The sequence below is a fragment of the Pseudoalteromonas rubra genome (genome assembly GCF_000967655.1).
In the GTDB taxonomy this organism is placed as follows: Bacteria; Pseudomonadota; Gammaproteobacteria; order Enterobacterales; family Alteromonadaceae; genus Pseudoalteromonas; species Pseudoalteromonas rubra_A.
Genome location: NZ_JXYA01000058.1, coordinates 1 through 23823, shown reverse-complemented (window position 1 = coordinate 23823; position 23823 = coordinate 1). Strand labels below are relative to the sequence as shown.

Here is a 23823-nt window from a genome sequence, read left to right as displayed (position 1 = left end):
ATTAAAGCTCCATGACCTGCTTCGCGCTGGTCTGTGTTGCATGCTGTGAACGAACTATGGTGTTTACCTGAGTGCTGCTCAGGTGCTCTGCCAGAGTGGCAATATTGGGGTAACTCAGCAGGGCCGATAACGGGATGGCCAGCTGCAAGGACTCCTGTGCTTCGCGCACCAGCTTAACGGCCAGAATGGAGTTGCCGCCGAGCTGGAAAAAGTCATCCTGAATGCCAACCTGGCTTACGCCGAGCACCTGCTGCCAGAGCACGCAGAGTTGCTGTTGTAATGGGGTTTCGGGTGCCACATAGCCGCCCTGAGGTGTCAGGCTAGGGGCAGGCAGCGCCTTTTTATCCAACTTGCCATTGACCGTCAGTGGCAGGGCATCCAGTGCAATCAACTGATCCGGGATCATATAGCTGGGCAGGCGTGTGCCCAGGCGCTGACGCAGCGCTTCGCAGTCTTGCGTATTGCCGGTGGTGACGATGTATCCCACCAGGGCCGTTTGCCCCTGATTGTCATAGGTCAGTACGCAGGCCTTGGAGATTTCACTGAAGGTCAGCAGCTGTGCTTCTATCTCACCCAGCTCTATGCGGTGGCCACGGATCTTTACCTGATCGTCCAGTCTGCCCAGATATTCCAGATGTCCGGTTGGCAGCAGTCGTGCTTTGTCGCCGGTGCGATACACTCGACACTGACGCCCGCCGGTGGTGAGTGTAAAGAAGCGTTCAGCACTCAGTGTCTCGCGATTGAGATAGCCGCTTGCCAGGCCCGCTCCGGTAATATACAGCTCGCCCGGGCAGCCCAGCGGCACAGGCCGATGCTGTTCATCCAGTACCAGCGCCTGCATGTCAGACAATGGCTTACCGATATCGGCAATATGACGCGGCATGGCTGCGCTCAGGGTCAGGGCGGTAACATGCACTGTGGTCTCAGTGATGCCATACATGTTGACCAGCGTGATACGGTCACCATAGTGTTGCCACCAGGGGGCCAGCTTACTGTAGTTGAGCTGCTCGCCACCAAAGATCACATAACGCAGGGTATTGAGTGGCACCTGAGCTGTGCTGGCGATATCGGCAAAGGTATAGAATGCGCTGGGCGTCTGGTTCAGTACAGTGACGCCATATTGCTGACATTGCCCGACAAACTGCATGCTGTCGCGGATCTCCAGATAGTCGGGAATAAACAGCTTGCCGCCATAGGCCAGCGCGCCCCAGATCTCCCAGACACTGAAGTCAAAGATATAGTCATGGTACAGCACCCAGGTGTCTTGTTCAGAAAAACTAAAGTGCTGCTCGGCAGCACTGAGCAGGCGCGCGACATTGCCATGGGTTTGCACGACACCTTTAGGCTTGCCCGTGGTGCCAGAGGTATAAATAACATAGGCCGGATCGGCGCCTTTGATGTTGCATGCGGGCGGTGTGTCCGGATAGTCACGCAGTGTTGCCTCGTCGTCGAGCAGCAGATACGTCAGTTGCGGGGCACCCAGTTCGTTGCTCAGTTCACCATAACTTATCACCACCTGCACTTCGGCATCGTCGAGAATAAACCCATTACGGCTGGCCGGTGCACGGGTCGATAAAGGCACATAGGCGGCGCCCGCTTTTAAGACCCCGAGAATGGCGACCAGTGTATCCGGGCCTGGTGGTAAATATAAGCCGACAAACTGGCCGCTCATATTCTGTTCAACCAGCCACTGGGCCAGTTGGTTGGCCCGGAGTGCTAATTGATCGTAACTCATGGTGCCCATTGTGGTAAGCAGGGCGGTATTGTCGGGGTGGCGCTGCGCCTGTTGATCAAATAAGTCTGTCAGACTCTGCTCTGAATATAGTGGCGTGGTGAGTGGCTCGGGCAGCGTTGCCGCAGGTGCCAGTGCACTCAGCGGTTGCATCAGCTCGGATTGCGAGGTGCAGTTCACCAGTTGCGCCAGCAGGTGGGCAAAGTTGCTGGCCATGGACTCAACAAACCACAGGTCATAGCGGCTGCGGTCATACTCCCATTGCATGGTAACCGGGCGCTCCGGATCCTGACTGTGGATGTCCTGCAGGGCAATGTTCAACTCGAACTTGGTATCCTGAGCCGGTGCACCGTGTTCCAGCGCAATATGCGTAAAGGTCTCCGGGTGCTGCGTCGGTAGCGGCGTATCCTGAAAGGTAAAGCACACCTGAAACAGTGGGTTCACACCGGGGATGCGCGACACATTCAGGGCCTCAACCAGCGCCGGGAAAGGCAGTGCCTGATTTGCCTGTGCTTCGCTGCATACTTCAAAGCTCTGCTGGATCAGCTCATCAATGGTCGTCTGAGCCGCGCTTTGCAGGCGGTGCACCACAGTGTTGACCAGCATGCCCAGTGTGGTTTCCAGTTGCGGGTGCGCCCGGTTAGCCAAAGCCGAGCCAATACAGATATCCTCATCGCCGCTGAAGCGCGACAGCACCAGGTATAATGTGGCCAAAGTGGCAGAAAACGGTGTGACCTGGTTGCGCTGACAAAACTGTTGTAGCTGTTGCCACAGTGCTCTGGGTAGCTCAATCTGATGAGTAGCTGCACTGACAGGCACATCCTGCGCCAGCTGAGAAACGGGTAAGTTAATGCGTGGCGGCGCTGATTCTAACTGGGTTTGCCAGTACATGCGCTGCTGCTGTGCCTGCTCGCCACTGAGCCACTGCGCCTGGTGACAGGCGTAATCGGCATACTGGATCTGGTTTGGCTGGGCGGCAGGGGCTTCGCCATTTTCCAGCTGGGCATACAGGGCCAGTAACTGGCTTGCAAACTGATTGGCCGACCAGCCATCGTGGATCAGATGGTGCTCGACTTGAAGCAGCACATGTTTTTGATCACTTAGCTTCACCAGCGTCCAGCGTGCCAGTGGCAGGCTGTCGAGCTTAAACGGGGCATTCAGCTGATTTAGCTGCTGCGTCAGCTGCGACTCGGCTTCGGCTTCGCTCAGTTCACTGTAATCCAGCAGCGGCAGTTCAGGCACATAGTCCGGGTGGATATGCTGAAGCGGTTCGTGCAAATCAAACGACGTGCGATAAATTTCATGGCGCTGAACCAGCGTGCTGAGCGCGGCATGCAATTTGGATGGCTCCAGCGCACCGTTTAGCGTCAGTCGGCTGACCGAGTGATAGGCAAGGTTGTCCGGTGCCTGGCGCGCTAAAAACCATAACCCGCTTTGTTGCGCCGACAGAGGGGCCGTGTGCTGGTGGTGCGCCGGGCGATGTGCAATGGCAGCAGGCGGGCGGACGTTGTGCGTCAACAGGGCCTGCCAAATCTGCGCCGGGGTGCGCAGCCGGTAAATCAGCTGAGTGTCTAGGTGCAGCTTAAGTTGCTGCTGAACTTCATTGGCGATACGGATAGCAGAAATAGAGTCGCCACCTTGCTCAAAGTAGTCGCTGTGCCAGTGCAGCTCAGCCGGGCAATAGCCTTGCATCAGGCTTAAAAATACCTGCTGAGTATGAGATAGCTGGGCATCCACATGAGTGTGTTCGACCTCAACAGGCAGGGCCGCCAGTGCACGCTTATCGGTTTTGCCATTTTCCGTCATCGGTAACTTGTCTAGCAGCACTATCAGGTCGGGCTGCATATAATCTGGCAGGGTACGGCTCAGGTGAGTGGCGATATGCTGAGTCTGCTTAGCGTCGCTGTCCTGTGCCACGACATAGGCGGCAAGTAAGCGACGATTCCCCTGTTGTTTGATCACGCAGCTGACCAGCCTGACGCTATCCAAAGCCGCAATGGTTTGTTCGATTTCCTCAAGCTCAATGCGAAAGCCACGTAACTTAACCTGGCCATCATCACGACCGGCAAAATGGTATTCCTGACCGTCAAAAGAAGCCAAGTCACCCGTCTTATATAAGCGGCTGAAACCCGCCGGATCGCACTGAGGGTCGTAAAAAGGGTTGGCGATAAAGCGGCTCTGGGTCAGGTCGTCCCGGTTCAGATAGCCCAGCGCCAGCCGTGGACCACTGATATAAAGCTCCCCCACTTCGCCCTGTGGGCAGGGAGTTAGCTGAGGGTCCAGCACATATAGTCGGGTATCGTTCAGTGGCTGGCCAATATTCAATTCGCTGTCTTGTGGCGCAAAGCGATGCAAACTGGTGGCAACCGTGTTTTCTGTCGGGCCATAACCATTATAAATTGCAGTGATCTGGCTATAGGCTTCGAGCATGGCCACATTCGGCGTCTCGCCTGCGACTATCAAACACTTCAATGCACTGAGTTGCTGCGGCGGGATCAAGGCCAGCAGCGCAGGCGGGATGGAAGCAAATTCGATGTCATTTTGCTGTACCAGGGTGCTCAGCGCCTGCGCATCGGTGCGCTCGTGTTCGCTGGCGATATACACGCTCTGGCCCAGTAATAAATGAACAAACAGTTCGAACACACTGGCATCAAAGATATACGAGGCAAACAACAAGGCGCGCTGATATTGCCCTGTGTTGAACCAGTCGATATGCGCATCGGCCAGGTGTAAAATATTCTGTGCGGGGATCTGAACGCCTTTCGGCTGTCCGGTTGTCCCTGAGGTATAAATCACGTACCCTACCGCATCTTGCGTTTGGGCGGGGGCAGTATCGAGTCCATCTTGTGTACTGAGCTTGTCAACGTAGAGCACAGCACGGCCCGCAATGGCGTCTGCTGTACTAAGGTCGCTGTGGGTCAGGATCAGTGCAGGCTGGCTGTCCTGTAAAATAAATTGCGTCCGCTGCGCCGGGGCATCGGTGGAAATAGGAATATAGCCAAAGCCGCAGTGCAGAACGGCTAACATACTGACGACCATATCAATGCCGCGCTCATGATAGAGTGCAATGTATTGAGAAGAAGGCGCGGTGTGTGTCTGTTCAGGAAGTTGCTGGCGAATATGTCCGGCAAGAAAAGCGACTCGCTGCGCTAATTCCTGATAGCTGATATGATTATTTTCATAAATAAGTGCAGTTCGATCCGCAAAATTGCCATAAACTTGTGAGAGAGTCATTGCCAGTGGTGGCATGCCACTGTCTGAAAAATGCTTCGTGTTCACGTCTTCTAGTCCTTCGCTAACATGTTCAACTTGGTTGCATGTGAATTATGTATCCCAACTGTGTACAAATTGTGTCTTTATTGTTTTTATTTGGATATTTTCACGCTTTTTTTTGTGCTGTCGGTATTGCAATTTATGTTATTTTGTAGTGCATATTTGAAACACATCGTTACTTAGGAATAAATCATGAAAATTAAACAGTTGGGTACGCCGTTTAGTGCGACCGCGTGTAAGGTGTTGTTATGCGGTGGCGGGGAGCTGGGCAAAGAAGTGGTGATTGAGTTTAAACGCCTGGGTGCTGAGGTGGTGGTGCTGGACCGCTATGAACATGCGCCCGCCATGCAGGTTGCCGACCGAAGTTACACTTTGTCGATGCTGGACGGTGATAAACTGGCTGCAATTATAGAGCAGGAAAAACCCGATTATATTGTGCCAGAGATCGAAGCAATCGCGACCGACACATTGGTGACGCTGGAGCAGCAGGGCTTTACCGTGGTCCCCAGTGCCAGAGCCACGCAACTGACCATGAACCGCGAGGGGATCCGTCGGCTGGCCGCTGAAGAGCTGGGGCTGGCGACGTCACCTTATCGTTTTGTTGATACCCAGCAGGCGTTTATCGCAGCGGTTGGCGAAATTGGCATGCCCTGTGTGGTGAAGCCGATTATGAGCTCTTCAGGTAAAGGGCAGAGTGTGGTGCGCACGGAAGCGGATCTCAACGCTGCCTGGGAATACGCACAGCAGGGCGGGCGTGCCGGTCAGGGCAGGGTGATTGTTGAAGGCTTTGTCGACTTTGACTATGAAATTACCCTGCTGACCATTCGCCATATTGATGGTACCAGTTTCTGCGAGCCAATTGGCCATGTCCAACAGGATGGTGACTATCAGCAAAGCTGGCAGCCGCAAGCCATGTCTGAGCTGGCCTTATCGCGCGCCAAAGCCATGGCCGGGCAGATCACCGAAGCGCTGGGTGGCCGGGGCTTGTTTGGGGTTGAATTGTTTATCAAAGATGACGAGGTGTATTTCAGCGAAGTGTCGCCGCGTCCTCATGACACCGGCATGGTGACCCTGATCTCTCAGGACCTGAGTGAATTTGCCCTGCATGTGCGGGCCATTCTGGGATTGCCTATTCCTCATATTCAGTGTCACGGCCCGTCGGCATCAAGTGTTATACTGGTCGACGGCACGTCACAGCAACTGAGTTTTACTCAGGTCGCCGAGGCCCTTTGTGAAGCCGACACCGACTTACGTTTGTTTGGCAAACCTGAAGTGGCAGGTCGGCGCCGCATGGGGGTTGCACTGGCGCGTGATGAAAGCTGTGAACTGGCCACAGAGAAAGCAAAACGAGTAAGTTCAACCATAGGCACGATTTTATGACACACAAGGTAATGGGCGATCTGGTCGCCGGGTTCTGGCGTTTACTGGACTGGCAGCACAGCCCGGCTCAGACTTTAGATTTTGTAAAGCAACTGACAGAGCTGGGTATACGTGACACCGATCACGCCGATATCTATGGCCAGTATGAATGCGAAGCGGCTTTTGGTCGTGCGCTGGCATTAGAGCCGTCGGTCCGTGAGCAGATCCGTATCATCACCAAATGCGGCATTCGTCCGGCTCTGACAAGTAAGGGATTGGCGGGTAAAGCCAATCATTATGACTCAAGTAAAGCCCATATCATTGCCTCGGTGCAGCAGTCTTTAAAGCACTTTGGCACAGATCGCATCGATACATTGCTGATCCACCGTCCCGACTATCTGATGGATGCCGACGAAGTGGCTGAGGCGTTTAACACACTCAAACAACAGGGTGATGTGCTGCACTTTGGGGTATCGAATTTTACCCCTTCGCAGCTGAGCCTGCTGCAGTCTCGCTTAGACTTTGACCTGATCACCAACCAGATAGAGTTTTCACCTTATGAGCTCAAGGCCCTGGATGATGGCACTTTAGATCAGTGTCAGCAGCTGCGTATTCACCCTATGCTGTGGTCACCGCTGGCGGGTGGGCGTATCTTCGCAGCTCAAGATGACAAAGCGGTGCGTTTACGTGCTTGCTTGAGTAAGGTGGCAGCAGAAGTGGGTGCCAGCGGCATCGACGCGGTGATCTATGCCTGGTTGCTGATGCACCCAAGCAAGCCCTCTGTGGTGCTGGGCACCGGTAACATTGAGCGGGTACGTGCGGCCGTGGCGGCACGTACGCTGACCTTATCCCGCGAGCAATGGTATCGTATCTGGCAGGCATCGACCGGCCATAGTGTGCCTTAACTCAGTGGCTGCTGGGCTCAGAGCGTAAAGTCCAGTGCGTAACTCACATAGGCCTTGATGTCATCATCGGCATCAAGGTCTGTTTTGACTAGTCCCAGCGTGAGTCCTCCGGTGCTTAAACTGACACCATAATCCATATAGCTGTCATCCTCACCGGTCCATTCCATGACAGTATCACCACTGGAGCGGCCGATATGCAGGCCCAACTCAGATTCAGAAAACACCGCAAATGCGGCATTGAGCTCCAGATACAACATATCTTCTTCGCTGGTTGAGTCGTCCTGCGCTGTGGTCAGGTGGCTAAGCTTCACGGTGAAAAATTGCCAGCCGAGTGAGGCGTACAGCTCGCCAAAGTCGATATCCCCGGCCGCATCCGGATAGGCATAATGGATATAACCCAGGTCATAACTGAGCTGATTGTACTCGCCACTGAAACCTGCATAGAGATCCAGTTCATAGCTGGTGCTGGCGGCATCACCAAAATCCACATTGGATGCCCAGGTGCCAATGTAAAAGCCTTTGCCGCTGTCGTAATCCAGCCCGCCCGAGACGGCGGCACCATCATCCGATTGGGTAATACCGCGCCAGAAATAATTGGAGCTGGCGGCGACATTGGCGCTAACAGAGCTGGGGCTGTCGGCGAATGCCTGCGCGTGGGTGAACAGCAGTGAGATTGCACAAAAAAGTGAGTATTTATTATTCATGTAGAGTCCTCTGGAGCACAAAGTTGTTGTCGTGCACGAGGTTGCAATGGCTAAGCCAGCCTTAAAAAAATGCGCTTTTAAATTTTAATGGTTTGATTTTTATTAATATATTTAGGCTTCTAGGTGTTGGGGAGTAGCTTGAAGTGGGGGCGAGTATGCACGTCGCTGGTGCATAGATAGCTGAGATTGCACAATTATCAGGCAGTATCGTTGACTGCCTGATAATCGTCTCTGAGCGATTAACCGAAGATGGCGCGCATCAGTGAAATGGTCTCATCGACACTGCGGCCTTTCTCGACTTCAGCGATGATAGAGTCACGCTTGGCACGGATATGCTCCGGGATGCTCTCATCACTCAAGGCGCGGTCAACCAGAGTTTCTGCCGACTCTTTGCTGCGACGCGTGGTTTTGGTCCCGCCACTGCTTGTGGTCCGCTTTGGTTTATTAAGCAATTTGTAATAGTTAGAGCTTTGCGGCGTGTCTTTGTCTGCATAATAGAAGAAGCACGGCAGTAAAGCTTTAATGGCACTCAGCCTGGTTTCAAGCTCGTCAGCGGCGCTGCCCGTTGCAAACCAGGGCATCTTGTTGATGGCGACCACCACATCCTGCCAGTAACGCTCAAAGTCCCGGTTAGTCAGTTTCGCAATGCCCAATGCCTGACACAGGGGATCCAGCTTACTGTTGACCAGCGGCGTAAACACATCCGGGCGGCGCATCGCCAGCAGGCGAGTGGCGGGCGCCAGAGTGGGTTTTTCATCGCTGTGACTGAATGCCATCAGGTAAGCCACGACAAACTCCTGGTAATGCTGCGCTGTTACCTCACCTTCCAGTGGGATATGAGCCAGTGCCGTATCGAACTCACCTGGTAAGTCGGCGAGTAACTGGTGGAACCCTTTGGCGCTTTTGGTTGAGGCAAACCACTCGACGTCGAACTGATATACACCCGTATCCAGGCTGGCGGCATGTTTGCCACTGAATGCCAGGCGATCTTCGCTGATCATGTCCTGTAATGGCGTGGCGCGCAGTGGGGCCAGGTAATCAACCAGCTTAAGCTGCTCGTCTAGTGCCAGCTCGGTCTCACGTTGACGAATGAATTCGCAGATCACCGGCCAGGGTGCAATACGTAAGGTTTTTAGCTGCAAAAAGCTGATGGCACTGATCAGCATATCCTGAAGTTTCTTCACGATAGGCAACTGGTGGTCGTCAAGCAGTTCAAAATTAATGCGGTTTTTGGCTACGTCCAGTAACTCATAGCACCACCCCAGAAAGTCTTCCGGATGATTTTCGACCTTGACGGCCATCAGGTTAAGGCTGATCTCGGTCGCCTGTTTCAGGATGTTCTGGTAGATCTGACTTTCTTGTTCGCCCAAAGCCATATTCGACGGTGAAATGAGCAGCTTCTTCATGTCGCAGCGGTTCTCCAACTAGAGGGTTAAATTCAGACTATTCAGTTTAGCGAAAGGTCGGCAAAACTGACAAGGGCGTGGATCATACCGGGATCTCCCGCAAGTGCAATGCGAGATAGGGCGGATTGAAAAATCTTCCGGGCTGAAGGTGAATTTATCAACCAAATCGCTATCATAGAATGAGTCATAGATGATTTATAAAGGAAGAGTTATGAAACGCGTACTCAAACTGGTCGGTGCTCTGGTGCTGTTACTGGTGATTACTGTTGTGGTGGCGCCAATGCTGATCCCGACTTCGACCATCATTGCGCAGCTGGAGCAGCAGGTTGAGGCGAATACCGGGCGCAAGTTGCAAATCGCAGGCGACAGTGAGCTCAGTATTCTGCCGCGCCTGAATATTACCCTTAATGATGTGCGCTTTGAAAATATGCCGGGCGGTAGTCAGCCACATATGCTGACCATGGACCAGCTGGCCGTGCATATTCCCTGGGTGTCGCTGTTTTCCGGCGAGTTTCAGTTGGAACAGTTTGTGATCCGCAACCCGAAAATTCTGCTGGAGAAAAATGCCGCAGGCCAGGCCAACTGGGTGTTGGCATTGGGTAAGGGCGCAGCGCCAGAACAGCCTTCAGAGCAAGCCACGCCTGCATCGGGCCCGGTGTCATTGCCACAGGGCTTTGACATTGCACTGGGTGAGGTGGCCATTTATGGCGGTGAGCTGATCTATGCAGATGCCACCTCAGGGGCGCGTCATACAGTTTCCGACTTGGCACTGACTATAACGCTGCCTTCTTTGTATAAGGCGCTGGAGCTGGATGGCAAGGTGACCTTTCAGGGGGAAACCTTTGCCCTCAAAATGGCCGTTGATACGCCAGCTAAGGCCATAGAAAGCAAAGACTTTAGTTTTTCACAGACGCTGGAATCACGCCTGGTTAATATGACCTTTGATGGTCTGATTGCGCAGCAGGGCCAAGTCTTTAGCGGCGCACTGAAGCTGTCCGGCGATTCAGTAAAAGACATTGCACAATGGCAAAAGGTCGATCTTAAGGCCAAACCCGAGGCCTTTAATCAGTTTGAAGTGGCCGGCGAAATGCGTTTTGCCAATGACGTATTTGCATTGCAGTCATTAACGGCCAAACTGGATAAGCTCGATATCCAGGGCCGTAGTGAGATTAAACTGGGTGAACGCTTGCACGTCGATGCCAACGTGGACCTGGGTATGCTGGACCTTAACCCTTATTTGCCAGAGCCTGTGGAGGCACCGAAGCAGCCAGAGAGTGCACCGGGTGAACCGCAGCCGATCGTCTGGGATGACAGCGAAATTGATTTATCGGCACTCAATATGCTCGACGCCAGCGTCGTGATCCGTTCCAGTGGCCTGCGCGCCAGAGAGATTAAATTGGGCGAGAACCAGTTTTCCGTGGCGCTGAACAAAGGCAAGGCTAAGCTGTCGATGGACAAATTTGCGGCCTATGAGGGCAATGGCAAAGGGGTGGTTCATGTCAACGCTGCGGCTAAGCCGTATCAAATTACCACCAACTTTGCACTCAACCGCATCAATGCCGAGCCGCTGCTGACCGATGCCATTGGTTTCGATAAGGTGTTGGGCAAAGGCAGTCTGAACTGGGATCTGGAAACCCGAGGCGTCAGCCAGAAACAGTTTGTCTCGGCGCTGGCCGGGGAGTTGGCGTTTGAGTTTAAAGATGGCGGTGTCAAAGGCGCCAACCTGGCCGAAATGGTGCGCAAAGGCAAAGAAATGCTAAAAGGCGACTTTTCTTCTGTTTCTGAAGGGCTGAATGCCGACTTTGATCCAAACCAGAAAACGGACTTCTCTGCACTGACTGGCAGCTTTCAGTTTCTTAACGGCGTTGGCCGCAACCGCGACCTGAATTTGGCAAGTCCGTTGATCCGTATTACCGGAGAAGGAGAAGTCGACCTACCCAAAACTTATGTGAATTATCGGGTTGTGACCGGAATCGTAGATACCATAGAAGGCCAGCAAAGCCAGGATGATAGCACCGGCTTTAAAGTGCCGGTCAGAATTAAGGGTCCGTTCCACAAGGTGGAAACTAAGCTGGACCTGAGTGGCGCGGCGAAAGACAAAGCCAAAGATGCCGTTAAAGATAAGCTAAAAGACAAACTGAAAGGGTTCTTTGGCGGATAAAGCGGCATTTATCGATCTCTGACCGGGCCGCCTGGCCCGGTTTTTTCTTCATTAAACTCAAAGTGCTAAGCCCGTCATAAGCTTTGTTCAGAAAACCTTAAGTGGCGTCATTCTTTAGACTTAGCCACACTGAGCACCTGAATCAGACCTTCTTATACCTTTTCCCGGAGTAACCCATGACAAAAATCTTCACACTGCTTACCCTGCTAAGCTGCACTCTGGCCCTGCCTTTGGTTCATGCTGACACGCACAGTAACCCAGACAAACAGCCGGGCGACATTTTCCATTACCCTCATGGGGCTCGCAATGCGGTGAGCCTGACGTTTGATGATGCCCGAGTCAGTCAGCTGGATGTGGCAGTGCCTATTTTGAATAAACACGGTGTCAGGGGCACTTTCTATGTGATGCCAGATCCTGTGCGCGAGCGACTAAACGACTGGCGCAAAGTGGTGGCAGCGGGACATGAACTGGGCAATCATACTCAGTCTCATCTGTGTACAGGCAACTTCGCCTGGCTGAGAGCGCAGGGCAAAGGACTGGAGCAGGTTGACCTAGACTGGCTGGAACAGGACATTCTTAAAACCAGCCGGTTTTTGAAAACCCAGTTGGGTGTGACTGCGCAAAGTTTTGCCTATCCTTGCGGTAATACCTTTGTGGGTCGCGGCGTTCAGGTGAAAAGCTATGTGCCTCTGATAGCCAAACATTTCAGCTCCGGGCGCACCTGGCTCGATGAAACGGCGAATAACCCGACCTACCTTGATTTTGCTCAGCTGACCGGAATACGTATGGATGGTATGCGCTTTGAGGAGTTAAAAACAATGATAGAAGCGCTTCGTGAAGACAACAAATGGATCATCCTGGCAGGTCACGATGTGGGCGAAAATGGCCTTTACAGTGTCGATGCCGAGGTACTGTCACAATTAATTCATTATCTAAAAGAGCCAAAAAATGGCTTTTGGCTGGAAACCGTCGATAAAGTGTCTCACTACATAAAAATGCACCGCAAACAGCCCGAATAGCCTGTTTTTTGTTCGCTGATAGGCAGTTATCATCCTGGTCTTTGCACCACATTTGCATAATTAGTTTGTCTGTCCGACTTGTGAACGTTTAGTTTGTCCCCATATCCCTGTTTTAATGCAAGTTCGGCGCAGCAGCCCGGTCAAATTAATTAAAAATTGAACTATCTTTAGCGCTGCTTTGCTGTTACAATTGCCCGCCCTTGAAGCACGACACGTTCGTAATTTGAGTGGAAATTAATCTAAATGCTTGGGTTTTAAACAAAATCTAGGCGAGTTGTAATTACACCGGAGCTCATCAAGATGATCCAAATGCAAACTCAGCTGGACGTTGCTGATAACAGCGGCGCTCGCAAAGTGCAGTGTATTAAAGTCTTAGGTGGTTCGCACCGTCGCTACGCAGCGGTTGGCGACATCATTAAAGTTTCTGTTAAAGAAGCAATTCCTCGCGGTAAAGTGAAGAAAGGTGATGTTAAAAACGCAGTAGTTGTGCGCACCAAAAAAGGCGTTCGTCGTCCAGACGGTTCTTTGATCCGTTTCGACAGTAATGCTGCTGTTATCCTTAACGATAGCCTACAGCCGATCGGAACTCGTATCTTCGGCCCTGTGACTCGTGAACTACGTAACGAAAAGTTCATGAAGATCGTTTCACTAGCACCAGAAGTACTATAAGGAGTCGATCATGGCAGCAAAAATCCGTCGTGATGACGAAGTAATCGTACTAGCCGGTAAAGACAAAGGTAAGCGCGGTAAAGTGCTTTCAGTTGTAACTGATACTGGTCGAGTATTTGTCGATGGCATCAATATCATCAAAAAGCACCAGAAGCCTGTACCACAACTACAGCAAGCTGGCGGCATTGTTGAGAAAGAAGCGTCTATCGACGTATCTAATGTCGCGATCTTCAATGCCGAAACTGGCAAAGCTGATCGTGTAGGTTTTAGATTTGAAGACGGTAAAAAAGTCCGTTTCTTCAAGTCTACTGGTAAAACTATCTAATAGTTGGAGTAGACGATGGCGAAACTGCATGAAGTGTACAAAGACAAAGTAGTAAAAGAACTTTTTGAAAAGTTCGGTTACAGCTCTGTCATGCAAGTCCCTCAGATCGAAAAGATCACACTAAACATGGGTGTGGGCGAAGCCCTAGCTGACAAGAAGATTCTAGAGAATGCAGTAGCAGACCTAGAAGCTATCTCTGGTCAGAAGCCTCTGGTAACTAAAGCACGCAAATCTGTTGCTGGCTTTAAGATCCGTGAAGGTTACCCAATTGGCTGTAAAGTAACCCTACGCGGCGAGCGTATGTGGGATTTCCTAGAGCGTTTAGTCTCTATCGCGATGCCACGTATTCGTGACTTCCGCGGTGTTAGCGCAAAGTCTTTTGACGGTCGCGGTAACTATTCTATGGGCGTACGTGAGCAAATCATCTTCCCAGAAATCGATTATGATAAAGTCGACCGTGTTCGCGGTATGGACATCACAATCACTACTTCTGCGAAAACAGATGACGAAGGCCGTGCGTTGTTAGAAGCGTTCAACTTCCCATTCAAAAAGTAAGGGTAGGGTTATGGCAAAGAATTCAATGAAAGCACGTGACGTAAAACGTGCTAAATTAGTTGCTCAGTATGCTGAAAAGCGTGCTGCGTTAAAAGCTATCATCAGCGATGTTAACGCATCTGATGATGAGCGTTGGGATGCAGTGTTAAAGCTACAGTCTTTACCACGCGATTCTAGCCCTTCACGTCAACGTAATCGTTGTAACATCACGGGCCGCCCACATGGTTACCTTCGCAAGTTCGGCATGAGCCGTATCAAAGTACGCGAAGCTGCTATGCGCGGTGAAATTCCTGGCCTTAAAAAGGCTAGTTGGTAATAGAATCACGGGAGTAAGACATGAGCTTGCAAGATCCAATTGCGGATTTGTTTACACGCATCCGTAACGGTCAGACTGCGAAGAAGGTATCTGTAACTATGCCAACTTCAAAGCTGAAAGTAGCTATTGCTAAGGTACTAAAAGACGAAGGTTACATCGGTGACTTCGCAGTATCTGGTGACGTTAAAGCAGAATTGACTATCGAACTTAAGTACTTCGAAGGCAAAGCTGTTATCGAAAACATCCAGCGTGTTAGCCGCCCTGGTCTACGTATCTATAAGAAACGTGACGAATTACCTAAGGTAATGGGTGGTCTAGGTATCGCTATCGTATCAACTTCTAAAGGCCTGATGACAGACCGCGCTGCGCGTAACGCTGGTGTTGGTGGTGAAATCATTGGCTTTGTAGCTTAATCGGAGGGGAACTATGTCTCGTATAGCGAAGGCTCCTATTACTGTTCCTGCCGGTGTTGAAGTTACAGTTAACGGCCAGGACATCAAAGTTAAAGGCAAAAACGGTGAATTAACGCGCACTATCAATGCTGCGGTTGAAGTTTCACTTAACGACAACGTTATCACTACAGCTCCACGTGAAGTTGCTAATGCTTGGGCTCAAGCAGGTACTGCACGTGCGTTGATCAATAACATGATCATCGGTGCTAACGAAGGTTTTGAGAAGAAACTACAACTAGTAGGTGTTGGTTACCGTGCGGCAGTTAAGGGTAAAGTATTAGACTTAACTCTTGGCTTCTCTCACCCAGTGAACTTCGAGATCCCTGAGGGTATCACTATCGAAGCTCCAAGCCAGACTGAAATTGTTGTTAAGGGCGCAGACAAGCAGCTTGTTGGTCAAACTGCTGCGAACATTCGTTCATACCGTGAGCCAGAGCCTTATAAAGGTAAAGGTGTACGTTATGCTGACGAATACGTGCGTCGTAAAGAGGCTAAGAAGAAGTAAGGTAAGACGATGGATAAGAAAACAGCTCGTCTACGTCGTGCTAAGCGCACTCGTAGAAATATTATCGAACAGGGCACAACTCGCCTTGTTATCCACCGCACGCCACGTCACATTTACGCTCAAGTGATCAACGCTGAGGGTACTGTGCTGGCTGCTGCTTCTACTGTTGAAAAAGCAATTGCTGAAACAGTTAAAGGCACAGGCAACATCGAAGCGGCTCAAGCAGTTGGTAAAGCAATCGCTGAGCGCGTAGCTGACAAAGGCGTTGAAAAAATCGCTTTTGATCGCAGTGGCTTTAAATATCACGGCCGTGTGAAGGCGCTTGCTGATGCAGCGCGTGAAGCCGGTCTGCAATTCTAGGAGTAGACAATGGCTAACGTAGAAGCAAAAGCACAACAGCCTGAATTGGCTGAAAAGCTAATCGCGGTAAACCGTGTGTCTAAAGTAGTTAAAGGTGGTCGTATCTTTAGCTTCACAGCACTGACTGTAGTTGGTGACGGCGCAGGTAAAGTAGGTTTCGGTTACGGTAAAGCACGTGAAGTTCCAGCTGCTATTCAAAAAGCAATGGAAAAAGCACGTCGTAACATGATCTCAGTAGACCTTAACGGTCATACTTTGCAGCACCCTATCAAGGGTCGCCATGCTGGTTCTAAAGTATACATGCAGCCTGCATCAGAAGGTACAGGTATCATCGCCGGTGGTGCGATGCGTGCAGTACTAGAAGTTGCTGGTGTGCAGAACGTACTTTCAAAAGCATACGGTTCTACTAACCCGATCAACATCGTTCGTGCAACAGTTGCCGCTCTAGAGAACATGAATTCTCCAGAAGGCATTGCTGCTAAACGTGGTCTTAGCGTTGACGAAATTTTGGGGTAAGACACCATGGCAAACACAGTAAAAGTAACTCAAGTACGTAGCTCAATCGGTCGTTTACCGAAGCATAAAGCTACATTACGTGGCCTTGGTTTACGTCGTATCAACCACACTGTTGAGCTAGAAGATACGCCAGCAGTTCGCGGTATGATCAACCAAGTTTCTTACATGGTTAAGGTAGAGGGTTAATTCGATGCATTTGAATACACTTTCACCTGCTGCTGGTGCAAAGACAGCTGGTAAGCGTGTTGGCCGTGGTATCGGCTCTGGTCTTGGTAAGACTGGTGGTCGTGGTCACAAAGGTCAAAAATCACGCTCAGGCGGTAAAGTACGCGTTGGTTTCGAAGGCGGTCAAATGCCTATGCAACGTCGTCTGCCTAAGTTCGGTTTCACTTCTCGTAAATCACTAGTATCTACAGAAGTTAACCTATACGAAATCGCTAAAGTTGAAGGCGATGTGGTAGACGTAAACGCGTTACAAGCAGCTGGTATCGTTAAAAAGAACATCCAGTTCGTAAAAGTTGTTAAATCTGGCGAAGTTTCACGCGCAGTTACCGTTAAAGGCATTAAAGTGTCTAAAGGTGCTCGCGAAGCTATCGAAGCTGCCGGAGGCAAGGTAGAAGACTAAGGAAGTACACTATGGCTAAACCAGGTCAAGATATGCAAAGCGCACAGAGTGGGCTAGCGGAACTGAAGCGCCGACTACTGTTTGTATTGGGTGCTATCATTATTTACCGTTTAGGTTCGTTCGTGCCGATCCCTGGGATTGATGCCGCCGTACTTGCCGAATTCTTCGAGCAACAAAAGGGCACCATTGTTGAAATGTTCAACATGTTCAGCGGTGGTGCGCTTGAGCGTGCCTCGGTACTCGCGCTGGGTATTATGCCCTATATCTCAGCTTCAATTATTATGCAGCTATTAACGCACATACATCCTGCGATGATAGAGCTTAAGAAAGAAGGTGAGCAAGGTCGTAAGAAGATCAGTCAGTACACGCGTTATGGTACGCTTGTGCTTGCTACATTCCAGTCTATCGGTATTGCGACTAACCTTCCTAATATGATGGATGGGTTGGTTGTGAATCCTGGTTTCGGTTTCTACTTCACCGCTGTGGTGAGCTTAGTAACCGGTACTATGTTCCTGATGTGGCTGGGCGAACAAATCACAGAGCGCGGTATTGGTAACGGTATCTCGGTTCTGATTTTTGTTGGTATTGTAGCTAACCTGCCGTCTGCAATCGGTTCGACAGCAGAAATGGCGCGTCAAGGTGATCTGAACGTATTAGCTTTGGTTGTGATTGCGGTAATCGTATTCGCTGTAACTTATTTGGTAGTGTTCTTTGAGCGTGGTCAACGTCGTATCGTTGTTAACTACGCAAAACGTCAGCAAGGCCGTCAGGTTTTCGCAGCGCAGAGCACGCATTTACCATTGAAAGTAAACATGGCGGGTGTTATTCCACCAATCTTTGCTAGCAGCATCATTTTGTTCCCTGGTACAATTGCAAGCTGGTTCGGTCAAGGTGAAGGTCCAGTTGCTGACTTCTTACAAGCCGTCTCTGCAGTGTTGACTCCTGGTCAGCCTCTGTATGCGATGGTACTTGCAGCAGCGATTATCTTCTTCTGCTTCTTCTACACTGCGTTGGTATTTAACCCGCGTGAGACAGCAGACAACCTGAAGAAATCTGGCGCATTTATTCCAGGCATTCGCCCAGGTGAGCAGACATCTAAATACATTGATAAAGTAATGACACGCCTGACTTTGGCCGGTGCGTTGTATATTACCTTTATCTGTCTGGTGCCCGAGTTTATGACCATGGCGTGGCAAACGCCGTTCTACTTCGGCGGTACATCAATCTTGATTATCGTTGTGGTTATCATGGACTTTATGGCACAAGTACAGACCCATCTGATGTCTCATCAGTATGATTCTGTGCTGAAAAAAGCGAACCTTAAAGGCTACGGCCGCTAAGGTCTGTTTACGGAGTTGAGTAATGAAAGTACGTGCTTCCGTTAAGAAAATCTGCCGTAACTGTAAAGTTATCAAACGTGCCGGTGTGGTACGCGTGATCTGCAGTGAGCCTAAGCACAAGCAAAGGCAAGGCTAAGAAATCTAGTCGTGCAGGCTAAGTAATTTACTTAGCCTGTTTCATTGGTAAAACCTGAATGTCGGTTGGGTATCCTATACGGGCTTTCCAGCAAGATGATAATCAGGTTTATTTATAGGAGATATGTTAGTGGCCCGTATCGCAGGCATTAACGTTCCTGATCATAAGCATGCTGTTATCGGTTTAACAAGCATCTATGGTGTAGGTAAAACTCGCGCTAAGGCTATCTTAGCTGCGACAGGTATCGCTGAAACTACTAAAATCGGCGATTTAAACGACGAAACTCTTGACATCCTTCGTGAAGAAGTTGGCAAGTACACTGTTGAAGGTGATCTTCGTCGTGAAGTTACACTAAACATCAAGCGTCTTATGGACCTTGGTTGTTTCCGTGGCTTACGTCACCGTCGTTCGCTTCCACTACGTGGTCAGCGTACTAAGACTAACGCGCGTACTCGTAAGGGTCCTCGCAAGCCTATCAAGAAATAAGGTGGGGTAAGTTATGGCAAAAGCACCAATTCGTCGTAAAAAGGTCAAAAAGCAGGTTGTTGACGGCATGGCTCACGTTCATGCATCTTTCAACAACACGATTGTGACCATCACTGACCGTCAAGGCAATGCTCTTTCTTGGGCGACTGCAGGTGGTTCAGGTTTCCGTGGTTCTCGTAAGTCTACTCCTTTCGCTGCACAGGTTGCTGCGGAGCGTGCAGGTACTGCTGCTCAAGAGTACGGTCTTAAGAACCTAGAAGTGTTCATCAAAGGTCCAGGTCCAGGCCGTGAGTCTGCTGTTCGTGCATTGAATGCTGCTGGTTTCCGTATCACAAACATCACTGACGTGACGCCAATCCCACATAATGGTTGTCGTCCACCGAAGAAACGTCGCGTATAATTAATAGGTTAGGAGAAAGAACATGGCAAGATATTTGGGCCCTAAGCTCAAGCTGAGTCGTCGTGAAGGTACTGACCTGTTCCTTAAAAGCGGCGTAAGAGCTATTGACTCTAAGTGTAAACTAGAAACAGCACCTGGTCAGCACGGCGCACGTAAAGGTCGTCTATCTGACTACGGTCTACAGCTACGTGAAAAGCAAAAAGTTCGTCGTATCTACGGTGTACTTGAAAAGCAATTCCGTAACTACTACAAAGAAGCTGCTCGCCTTAAAGGCAACACAGGTGAAAACCTGCTTCAGCTTCTAGAGCAACGTCTGGACAATGTTGTATATCGCATGGGTTTTGCAAGCACACGTGCTGAAGCGCGTCAGCTAGTAAGCCACAAAGCGATTATGGTTAATGGTCGTGTTGTTAATATCCCTTCTTTCGTAGTTACTCCAGAAGACGTGGTAGTAATTCGCGAGAAGTCTAAAAAGCAAGCGCGTATCATCGCTGCTCTAGAGTTGGCTGAGCAACGCGAAAAGCCAACTTGGATTGAAGTTGACGGTTCAAAAATGGAAGGTACTTTCAAGCGCCTACCAGAGCGTTCTGATCTGTCTGCGGACATTAACGAACAACTAATCGTCGAACTTTACTCGAAGTAAAGTTAAGAGTTAAGAGAGGATAAAATGCAGGGTTCTGTAACCGAATTCCTAAAACCAAGATTAGTCGATATCGACGCTGTAAGCTCAACGCGTTCTAAAGTAGTTTTAGAGCCTCTAGAGCGTGGTTTCGGCCACACACTAGGCAATGCTCTACGTCGTATACTTCTTTCATCTATGCCTGGTTGTGCTGTGACAGAAGTTGAAATTGACGGTGTATTGCACGAGTACAGCGCGAAAGAAGGCGTACAAGAAGACATCATTGAAATTCTGTTGAACCTCAAAGGTCTGGCAGTATCTCTAGAAGGTAAAGATGAAGTTTTCCTTACCCTGACTAAGTCTGGTGTAGGCCCTGTGACTGCGGCTGATATCCAGCACGACGGAGACGTGACTATTGCCAACCCTGAGCATGTGATCTGTCACCTTACGGCTGACAATAGTGAGATCAGCATGCGCATTCGCGTTGAGCGTGGTCGCGGTTATGTACCGGCGTCTAGTCGTTTATCCTCTGATGACGATGAGCGTCCAATCGGCCGTTTGCTGCTTGATGCATCATTCAGCCCGGTTGAGCGTATTGCGTACTCGGTTGAGTCAGCTCGTGTTGAGCAACGCACAGACTTAGACAAACTAATCATCGATATGGAAACGAACGGCACTTTGGATCCTGAAGAAGCGATCCGTCGTGCGTCTACTATTCTTGCTGAGCAGCTAGAAGCATTCGTAGACTTACGTGATGTTTCTGAGCCGGAAGAAAAAGAAGAGAAGCCAGAGTTCGATCCTATTCTGCTTCGTCCAGTCGATGACTTAGAGCTAACTGTACGTTCTGCGAACTGTCTGAAAGCCGAGCAAATTCAATATATCGGTGACTTAGTACAGCGTACTGAAGTTGAGCTTCTGAAAACACCAAACCTTGGTAAGAAGTCTCTGACTGAAATTAAAGACGTGCTAGCTTCACGTGGTCTTTCTCTGGGCATGCGCCTGGAAAACTGGCCACCTGCAAGTCTGGCTGAGTAATCTAAGTTACTATATTAGTTTAGTTAGAAGGATAGGGTCATGCGCCATCGTAAGAGTGGTCGTCAATTAAACCGTAACAGCAGCCATCGCAAAGCGATGTTCAGCAACATGGCTGGTTCTTTGGTGAAGCACGAAATCATCAAAACAACTTTGCCTAAAGCGAAAGAGTTGCGCCGTGTAATTGAACCTTTAATCACACTGGCTAAGACTGACAGCGTAGCAAACCGTCGTTTAGCGTTTGCTCGCACGCGTGATAAAGAAGTAGTTGGTAAATTGTTCTCTGAGATCGGTCCTCGTTTCGCGGATCGTCCAGGTGGTTACACTCGTATTCTGAAGTGTGGCTTCCGTGCAGGTGACAATGCGCCAATGGCTTACATTGAACTACTAGATCGCCCAGTTGCGACTGAAGAAGTTCAAGAAGACGCGCAGTCTGCAGAGTAAGTCTTACTAGTTAAGACACAGAAAAGCCGGGCAATGCCCGGCTTTTCTACATCTACAGGATAGGTATCTTCCTGAATAGTTACCGTTATTTACCTATTACAAATTCCAGTGGCACAACAAACCTAGGTAGTTACCATCCATTTTGGGGGTGTTGCCATAGCTAGAACCAGTGGATTTTGACAGTTCATACTCTACGACGCAGTATCTAAGCTCCAGGCTGCTATTGAAACTTTCGAATGTCACGAAGAGTGTACCTGCATTATCGAATTCAGCGTCATCAGCAAAGCCATTATCAAGTTCAACGACCATATCCAAGCCTGCGCCCAGCCCGAATTTAAACTGCTCATTGCTTTTGTAGTAGGGATTGTTTCGAGCGCAAAGCGGCTAAAGGTCACATCACCATTTTTTGCGTTCGCAGAATCGAAGTGATGTGCGCCATTAAAGCGAATATCAAACTGTTGATTGAGTGTATAATTTAAAGCACCACTCAGGATGAAGCCATCCCCGGCCTGAATGCTGTCGCTGCTATCATCTTTATAGTTGAGTGTGCCTATTGTGTTACCGCCCATGATGTAACCAACCGTTGCAGATAATGCCAAAGGGCTTTGAGTTTCTTCAGAGGCAGATGCGGTTGTTGAAAGTACCGCTAATACAGCTAAGCCTGACCTTTTTATTATTTTCCTCATTGTTGAAGGCGTTGCGGCGCTATTCAGCCCAAGAGTGCGTGAATTGTATGGGGATATATCAGCCCGAAGATGAAATATCGAAAATAAAGCCGGTGTTACAGAAGTTGAAGAGTGGCAACTTGCGCCCCATGTTTCAGAGGTGTCATACTGGCTTGTGAACTTCCGCCCACTAAGGCTTAGCTGACACTTAACCACCTATGTAGTTATGTTCCTCCACTAATAAAGTTGGATGTTTATTTTTAACAATATATACACTATTTTTACTTTAGCAGTGGTTAACGTACGCTGATAGATTACTGGTAGCTGTTTACGCTTGGGTGTGACTGGCTGTTTTGACGAATCCTCTTTGAGACACTGCCTTAGAGTCGCATTATTTCGCACCACGGAGCTTCGGCTAAAAACCTGGCTCTGTTTATGAGTTGCTGAACCGGTTTTATCGGCTATTCAGTTCAGAAGGAAGGAATAATGAGAACACTACTAAGTTTGCTGGCTCTGTCTATGAGCTTCAACGGCTTTTCCCATTCATTAATGCCGGATATTGATATTGGCAAATATGATGCGAGTAATATTTCTGATAAGCAGACGCTGACTTGGCTAAAGGATGATCATTTTGTCTATCGTCCTATAACGTATCCGTTTCAGATGTCCGATTATTTTTCTGCAAACGCTCATTGGCAGCCTTTAGAAGAAGCGCTTTTGCACTGGAGTGCTGCATTTGGTGTCGACCCACGGATCATACTGACGACGTTAGCTATGTCTCACAACTGGTCGCCAGCGAGCGAAGTGTCAGTATCATCACTCAGTATTTACCAGCAGGAAGTAAAGTCGATAGCCAATCAGCTATCTCAGTTGTTTTATCATTTTCATTCTCAAAATGTGCAGGGAATGAGTGCGGCGTCCTATGCGATTGCCTCTTCACTCAATGATAAAGATCAGGTAACGAAGTGGCAGAGTCGCTATGTCAGCTGGTTTGGTAAACCCATCAAGTCTCCTGAACGCGCTGTAACGGCTATACCGGATATGCAATGGCCCTGGCGGGCTGGATATAACTGGATACCCAACGGACCTCATTCGCATACGGGTTCAGGTTATCCATTGTCGTCAATCGATGTAGCTTATGACTGGCCGGGCTGGGGCGGACAAACTTACAGTGTGACTGCAGCTCATGAAGGGCAAGTGTCGGTCTTTTCCCGTTGTCAGCTGAGGGTGACTCATCCGGATGGATGGGCGACTAATTACTATCATATGGATGGCATAACTGTGAGTGATGGCGACTGGGTTAACAAGGATCAGCGTATAGGCACTTATGCCAGCCAGAAAAATATTGCTTTGTGTCAGGGCGGATCATCAACGGGTCCACATTTACACTTTTCATTACTCTACAATGGCCGCTTTCAGTCCTTGCAAGACATATCTTTTGGTCCTTATAAAATCGATGTAGGCCGATATAGCTATGACAGTAACTGTCGCTATACCTGGATGCTGGATACACGCTCAAATTCAAGAAAGTGTTTCTGGAATAGAGTGGATAATCCTTGAATCAAGAGAATGAAGTCATGCAGGTGTGGCCCGTTTCTGACTAAATAAAGTTTTCGAATTGCACTGTGAGCAGCTCGTCACCATAGAGGCCGAAGTATGAAGGGAGCACAATATTCTTGTTTGTGCTCCTTTTTAGGTGATGAAAAGCCAAGTTTTGTACTCAATTTGAGCGATTTGCTTTAATTTTGCCCGGGCGCACTGTTTTTCTCACTTTTCTTCAAAAAAGGGGTTGCGCTGGGTTTCGATTTCCCTATAATGC

26 protein-coding genes are annotated in these 23823 nt (G+C 49.7%); 22 read left to right on the top strand and 4 right to left on the bottom strand.

Going from position 1 to position 23823, the window contains the following annotated elements; all coding sequences use genetic code 11:
* Position 1: 1 nt before the first annotated feature.
* Positions 2 to 5011, bottom strand: coding sequence for a non-ribosomal peptide synthetase (locus TW77_RS20975; protein ID WP_082078996.1), 5010 nt, complete (start codon positions 5009 to 5011; stop codon positions 2 to 4).
* 186 nt (positions 5012 to 5197) lie between these two features.
* Here TW77_RS20975 and purT point away from each other — a divergent pair, with 186 nt between their 5' ends.
* Complete coding sequence (purT, locus tag TW77_RS20970) at positions 5198 to 6385, top strand: formate-dependent phosphoribosylglycinamide formyltransferase (RefSeq protein ID WP_046006912.1); 1188 nt, start codon at positions 5198 to 5200, stop codon at positions 6383 to 6385.
* Positions 6382 to 7269 (top strand): aldo/keto reductase, encoded by an 888-nt coding sequence (locus TW77_RS20965; RefSeq protein ID WP_046006911.1) that lies wholly within the window; start codon positions 6382 to 6384, stop codon positions 7267 to 7269. The genes purT and TW77_RS20965 overlap by 4 nt, the downstream gene beginning before the upstream one ends.
* Before the next feature lie 17 nt (positions 7270 to 7286).
* Here the strand turns inward: TW77_RS20965 and TW77_RS20960 are convergent, their stop codons facing one another.
* Positions 7287 to 7973, bottom strand: coding sequence for a TorF family putative porin (locus tag TW77_RS20960; RefSeq protein ID WP_071211957.1), 687 nt, complete (start codon positions 7971 to 7973; stop codon positions 7287 to 7289).
* A gap of 239 nt (positions 7974 to 8212) precedes the next feature.
* Positions 8213 to 9379, bottom strand: coding sequence for a hypothetical protein (locus TW77_RS20955; RefSeq protein ID WP_046006910.1), 1167 nt, complete (start codon positions 9377 to 9379; stop codon positions 8213 to 8215).
* 211 nt (positions 9380 to 9590) lie between these two features.
* On the opposite strand from TW77_RS20955, the gene TW77_RS20950 reads away from it, so the two are divergent.
* The 19 genes from TW77_RS20950 to rplQ all read left to right on the top strand — a co-directional run bounded on the left by TW77_RS20950 (position 9591) and on the right by rplQ (position 21339).
* Positions 9591 to 11540: an AsmA family protein gene (locus TW77_RS20950; RefSeq protein WP_046006909.1), complete on the top strand. Its 1950-nt coding sequence runs from the start codon at positions 9591 to 9593 to the stop codon at positions 11538 to 11540.
* Positions 11541 to 11716: 176 nt separating this feature from the next.
* Positions 11717 to 12559 carry a polysaccharide deacetylase family protein gene (locus tag TW77_RS20945; RefSeq protein ID WP_046006908.1) on the top strand — a complete coding sequence of 281 codons (843 nt, stop codon included), beginning with the start codon at positions 11717 to 11719 and terminating at the stop codon, positions 12557 to 12559.
* Positions 12560 to 12859: 300 nt separating this feature from the next.
* Positions 12860 to 13228, top strand: coding sequence for a 50S ribosomal protein L14 (gene rplN / locus TW77_RS20940; RefSeq protein WP_010386947.1), 369 nt, complete (start codon positions 12860 to 12862; stop codon positions 13226 to 13228).
* A 10-nt stretch (positions 13229 to 13238) separates the two neighbouring features.
* Positions 13239 to 13553 (top strand): 50S ribosomal protein L24, encoded by a 315-nt coding sequence (gene rplX, locus TW77_RS20935; protein WP_046006907.1) that lies wholly within the window; start codon positions 13239 to 13241, stop codon positions 13551 to 13553.
* A gap of 15 nt (positions 13554 to 13568) precedes the next feature.
* On the top strand, positions 13569 to 14108 hold the full coding sequence (gene rplE, locus TW77_RS20930) for a 50S ribosomal protein L5 (protein WP_010386945.1): 540 nt from the start codon (positions 13569 to 13571) through the stop codon (positions 14106 to 14108).
* A 10-nt stretch (positions 14109 to 14118) separates the two neighbouring features.
* Positions 14119 to 14424, top strand: a complete 306-nt coding sequence (rpsN, locus tag TW77_RS20925) for a 30S ribosomal protein S14 (protein WP_010386944.1) — start codon at positions 14119 to 14121, stop codon at positions 14422 to 14424.
* Between the two features lie 20 nt (positions 14425 to 14444).
* The gene (gene rpsH, locus TW77_RS20920; protein ID WP_046006906.1) at positions 14445 to 14837 is read left to right on the top strand and encodes a 30S ribosomal protein S8; all 393 of its coding nucleotides are present in this window, start codon (positions 14445 to 14447) and stop codon (positions 14835 to 14837) included.
* A gap of 13 nt (positions 14838 to 14850) precedes the next feature.
* Entirely contained in the window at positions 14851 to 15381 is a 531-nt protein-coding gene (rplF, locus tag TW77_RS20915; RefSeq protein ID WP_046006905.1) for a 50S ribosomal protein L6, read from the top strand.
* Positions 15382 to 15390: 9 nt separating this feature from the next.
* Positions 15391 to 15741: a 50S ribosomal protein L18 gene (rplR, locus tag TW77_RS20910; protein ID WP_046006904.1), complete on the top strand. Its 351-nt coding sequence runs from the start codon at positions 15391 to 15393 to the stop codon at positions 15739 to 15741.
* 9 nt (positions 15742 to 15750) lie between these two features.
* A complete protein-coding gene (gene rpsE / locus TW77_RS20905; protein ID WP_046006903.1) occupies positions 15751 to 16257 on the top strand; it encodes a 30S ribosomal protein S5 in 507 nt (168 codons plus the stop codon).
* Between the two features lie 6 nt (positions 16258 to 16263).
* Entirely contained in the window at positions 16264 to 16443 is a 180-nt protein-coding gene (rpmD, locus tag TW77_RS24905) for a 50S ribosomal protein L30 (protein ID WP_010378276.1), read from the top strand.
* A gap of 4 nt (positions 16444 to 16447) precedes the next feature.
* Positions 16448 to 16882, top strand: a complete 435-nt coding sequence (gene rplO / locus TW77_RS20900; RefSeq protein ID WP_046006902.1) for a 50S ribosomal protein L15 — start codon at positions 16448 to 16450, stop codon at positions 16880 to 16882.
* Between the two features lie 11 nt (positions 16883 to 16893).
* Positions 16894 to 18222, top strand: a complete 1329-nt coding sequence (secY, locus tag TW77_RS20895; protein ID WP_046006901.1) for a preprotein translocase subunit SecY — start codon at positions 16894 to 16896, stop codon at positions 18220 to 18222.
* A gap of 22 nt (positions 18223 to 18244) precedes the next feature.
* The gene (gene rpmJ / locus TW77_RS20890; protein WP_002959476.1) at positions 18245 to 18358 is read left to right on the top strand and encodes a 50S ribosomal protein L36; all 114 of its coding nucleotides are present in this window, start codon (positions 18245 to 18247) and stop codon (positions 18356 to 18358) included.
* 129 nt (positions 18359 to 18487) lie between these two features.
* Positions 18488 to 18844, top strand: a complete 357-nt coding sequence (gene rpsM, locus TW77_RS20885) for a 30S ribosomal protein S13 (RefSeq protein WP_010386936.1) — start codon at positions 18488 to 18490, stop codon at positions 18842 to 18844.
* Between the two features lie 13 nt (positions 18845 to 18857).
* Positions 18858 to 19244, top strand: coding sequence for a 30S ribosomal protein S11 (gene rpsK / locus TW77_RS20880; protein WP_010386935.1), 387 nt, complete (start codon positions 18858 to 18860; stop codon positions 19242 to 19244).
* Positions 19245 to 19266: 22 nt separating this feature from the next.
* Complete coding sequence (gene rpsD, locus TW77_RS20875; protein WP_046006900.1) at positions 19267 to 19887, top strand: 30S ribosomal protein S4; 621 nt, start codon at positions 19267 to 19269, stop codon at positions 19885 to 19887.
* A 24-nt stretch (positions 19888 to 19911) separates the two neighbouring features.
* On the top strand, positions 19912 to 20898 hold the full coding sequence (locus TW77_RS20870) for a DNA-directed RNA polymerase subunit alpha (RefSeq protein ID WP_010386933.1): 987 nt from the start codon (positions 19912 to 19914) through the stop codon (positions 20896 to 20898).
* 39 nt (positions 20899 to 20937) lie between these two features.
* On the top strand, positions 20938 to 21339 hold the full coding sequence (gene rplQ / locus TW77_RS20865; RefSeq protein WP_010386932.1) for a 50S ribosomal protein L17: 402 nt from the start codon (positions 20938 to 20940) through the stop codon (positions 21337 to 21339).
* Positions 21340 to 21578: 239 nt separating this feature from the next.
* Here the strand turns inward: rplQ and TW77_RS20860 are convergent, their stop codons facing one another.
* Positions 21579 to 21938, bottom strand: a complete 360-nt coding sequence (locus tag TW77_RS20860) for a hypothetical protein (RefSeq protein WP_156158725.1) — start codon at positions 21936 to 21938, stop codon at positions 21579 to 21581.
* Positions 21939 to 22490: 552 nt separating this feature from the next.
* Here TW77_RS20860 and TW77_RS20855 point away from each other — a divergent pair.
* Entirely contained in the window at positions 22491 to 23564 is a 1074-nt protein-coding gene (locus TW77_RS20855) for a M23 family metallopeptidase (protein ID WP_046006898.1), read from the top strand.
* The last annotated feature ends 259 nt before the right edge of the window (positions 23565 to 23823 follow it).

Bases quoted from the DNA above. Each gene is read 5' to 3' on its own strand.
- purT (WP_046006912.1), top strand. From the start codon at position 5,198: ATGAAAATTAAACAGTTGGGTACGCCGTTTAGTGCGACCGCGTGTAAG.
- TW77_RS20965 (WP_046006911.1), top strand. From the start codon at position 6,382: ATGACACACAAGGTAATGGGCGATCTGGTCGCCGGGTTCTGGCGTTTA.
- TW77_RS20960 (WP_071211957.1), bottom strand. From the start codon at position 7,973: ATGAATAATAAATACTCACTTTTTTGTGCAATCTCACTGCTGTTCACC.
- TW77_RS20955 (WP_046006910.1), bottom strand. From the start codon at position 9,379: ATGAAGAAGCTGCTCATTTCACCGTCGAATATGGCTTTGGGCGAACAA.
- TW77_RS20950 (WP_046006909.1), top strand. From the start codon at position 9,591: ATGAAACGCGTACTCAAACTGGTCGGTGCTCTGGTGCTGTTACTGGTG.
- TW77_RS20945 (WP_046006908.1), top strand. From the start codon at position 11,717: ATGACAAAAATCTTCACACTGCTTACCCTGCTAAGCTGCACTCTGGCC.
- rplN (WP_010386947.1), top strand. From the start codon at position 12,860: ATGATCCAAATGCAAACTCAGCTGGACGTTGCTGATAACAGCGGCGCT.
- rplX (WP_046006907.1), top strand. From the start codon at position 13,239: ATGGCAGCAAAAATCCGTCGTGATGACGAAGTAATCGTACTAGCCGGT.
- rplE (WP_010386945.1), top strand. From the start codon at position 13,569: ATGGCGAAACTGCATGAAGTGTACAAAGACAAAGTAGTAAAAGAACTT.
- rpsN (WP_010386944.1), top strand. From the start codon at position 14,119: ATGGCAAAGAATTCAATGAAAGCACGTGACGTAAAACGTGCTAAATTA.
- rpsH (WP_046006906.1), top strand. From the start codon at position 14,445: ATGAGCTTGCAAGATCCAATTGCGGATTTGTTTACACGCATCCGTAAC.
- rplF (WP_046006905.1), top strand. From the start codon at position 14,851: ATGTCTCGTATAGCGAAGGCTCCTATTACTGTTCCTGCCGGTGTTGAA.
- rplR (WP_046006904.1), top strand. From the start codon at position 15,391: ATGGATAAGAAAACAGCTCGTCTACGTCGTGCTAAGCGCACTCGTAGA.
- rpsE (WP_046006903.1), top strand. From the start codon at position 15,751: ATGGCTAACGTAGAAGCAAAAGCACAACAGCCTGAATTGGCTGAAAAG.
- rpmD (WP_010378276.1), top strand. From the start codon at position 16,264: ATGGCAAACACAGTAAAAGTAACTCAAGTACGTAGCTCAATCGGTCGT.
- rplO (WP_046006902.1), top strand. From the start codon at position 16,448: ATGCATTTGAATACACTTTCACCTGCTGCTGGTGCAAAGACAGCTGGT.
- secY (WP_046006901.1), top strand. From the start codon at position 16,894: ATGGCTAAACCAGGTCAAGATATGCAAAGCGCACAGAGTGGGCTAGCG.
- rpmJ (WP_002959476.1), top strand. From the start codon at position 18,245: ATGAAAGTACGTGCTTCCGTTAAGAAAATCTGCCGTAACTGTAAAGTT.
- rpsK (WP_010386935.1), top strand. From the start codon at position 18,858: ATGGCAAAAGCACCAATTCGTCGTAAAAAGGTCAAAAAGCAGGTTGTT.
- rpsD (WP_046006900.1), top strand. From the start codon at position 19,267: ATGGCAAGATATTTGGGCCCTAAGCTCAAGCTGAGTCGTCGTGAAGGT.
- TW77_RS20870 (WP_010386933.1), top strand. From the start codon at position 19,912: ATGCAGGGTTCTGTAACCGAATTCCTAAAACCAAGATTAGTCGATATC.
- rplQ (WP_010386932.1), top strand. From the start codon at position 20,938: ATGCGCCATCGTAAGAGTGGTCGTCAATTAAACCGTAACAGCAGCCAT.
- TW77_RS20855 (WP_046006898.1), top strand. From the start codon at position 22,491: ATGAGAACACTACTAAGTTTGCTGGCTCTGTCTATGAGCTTCAACGGC.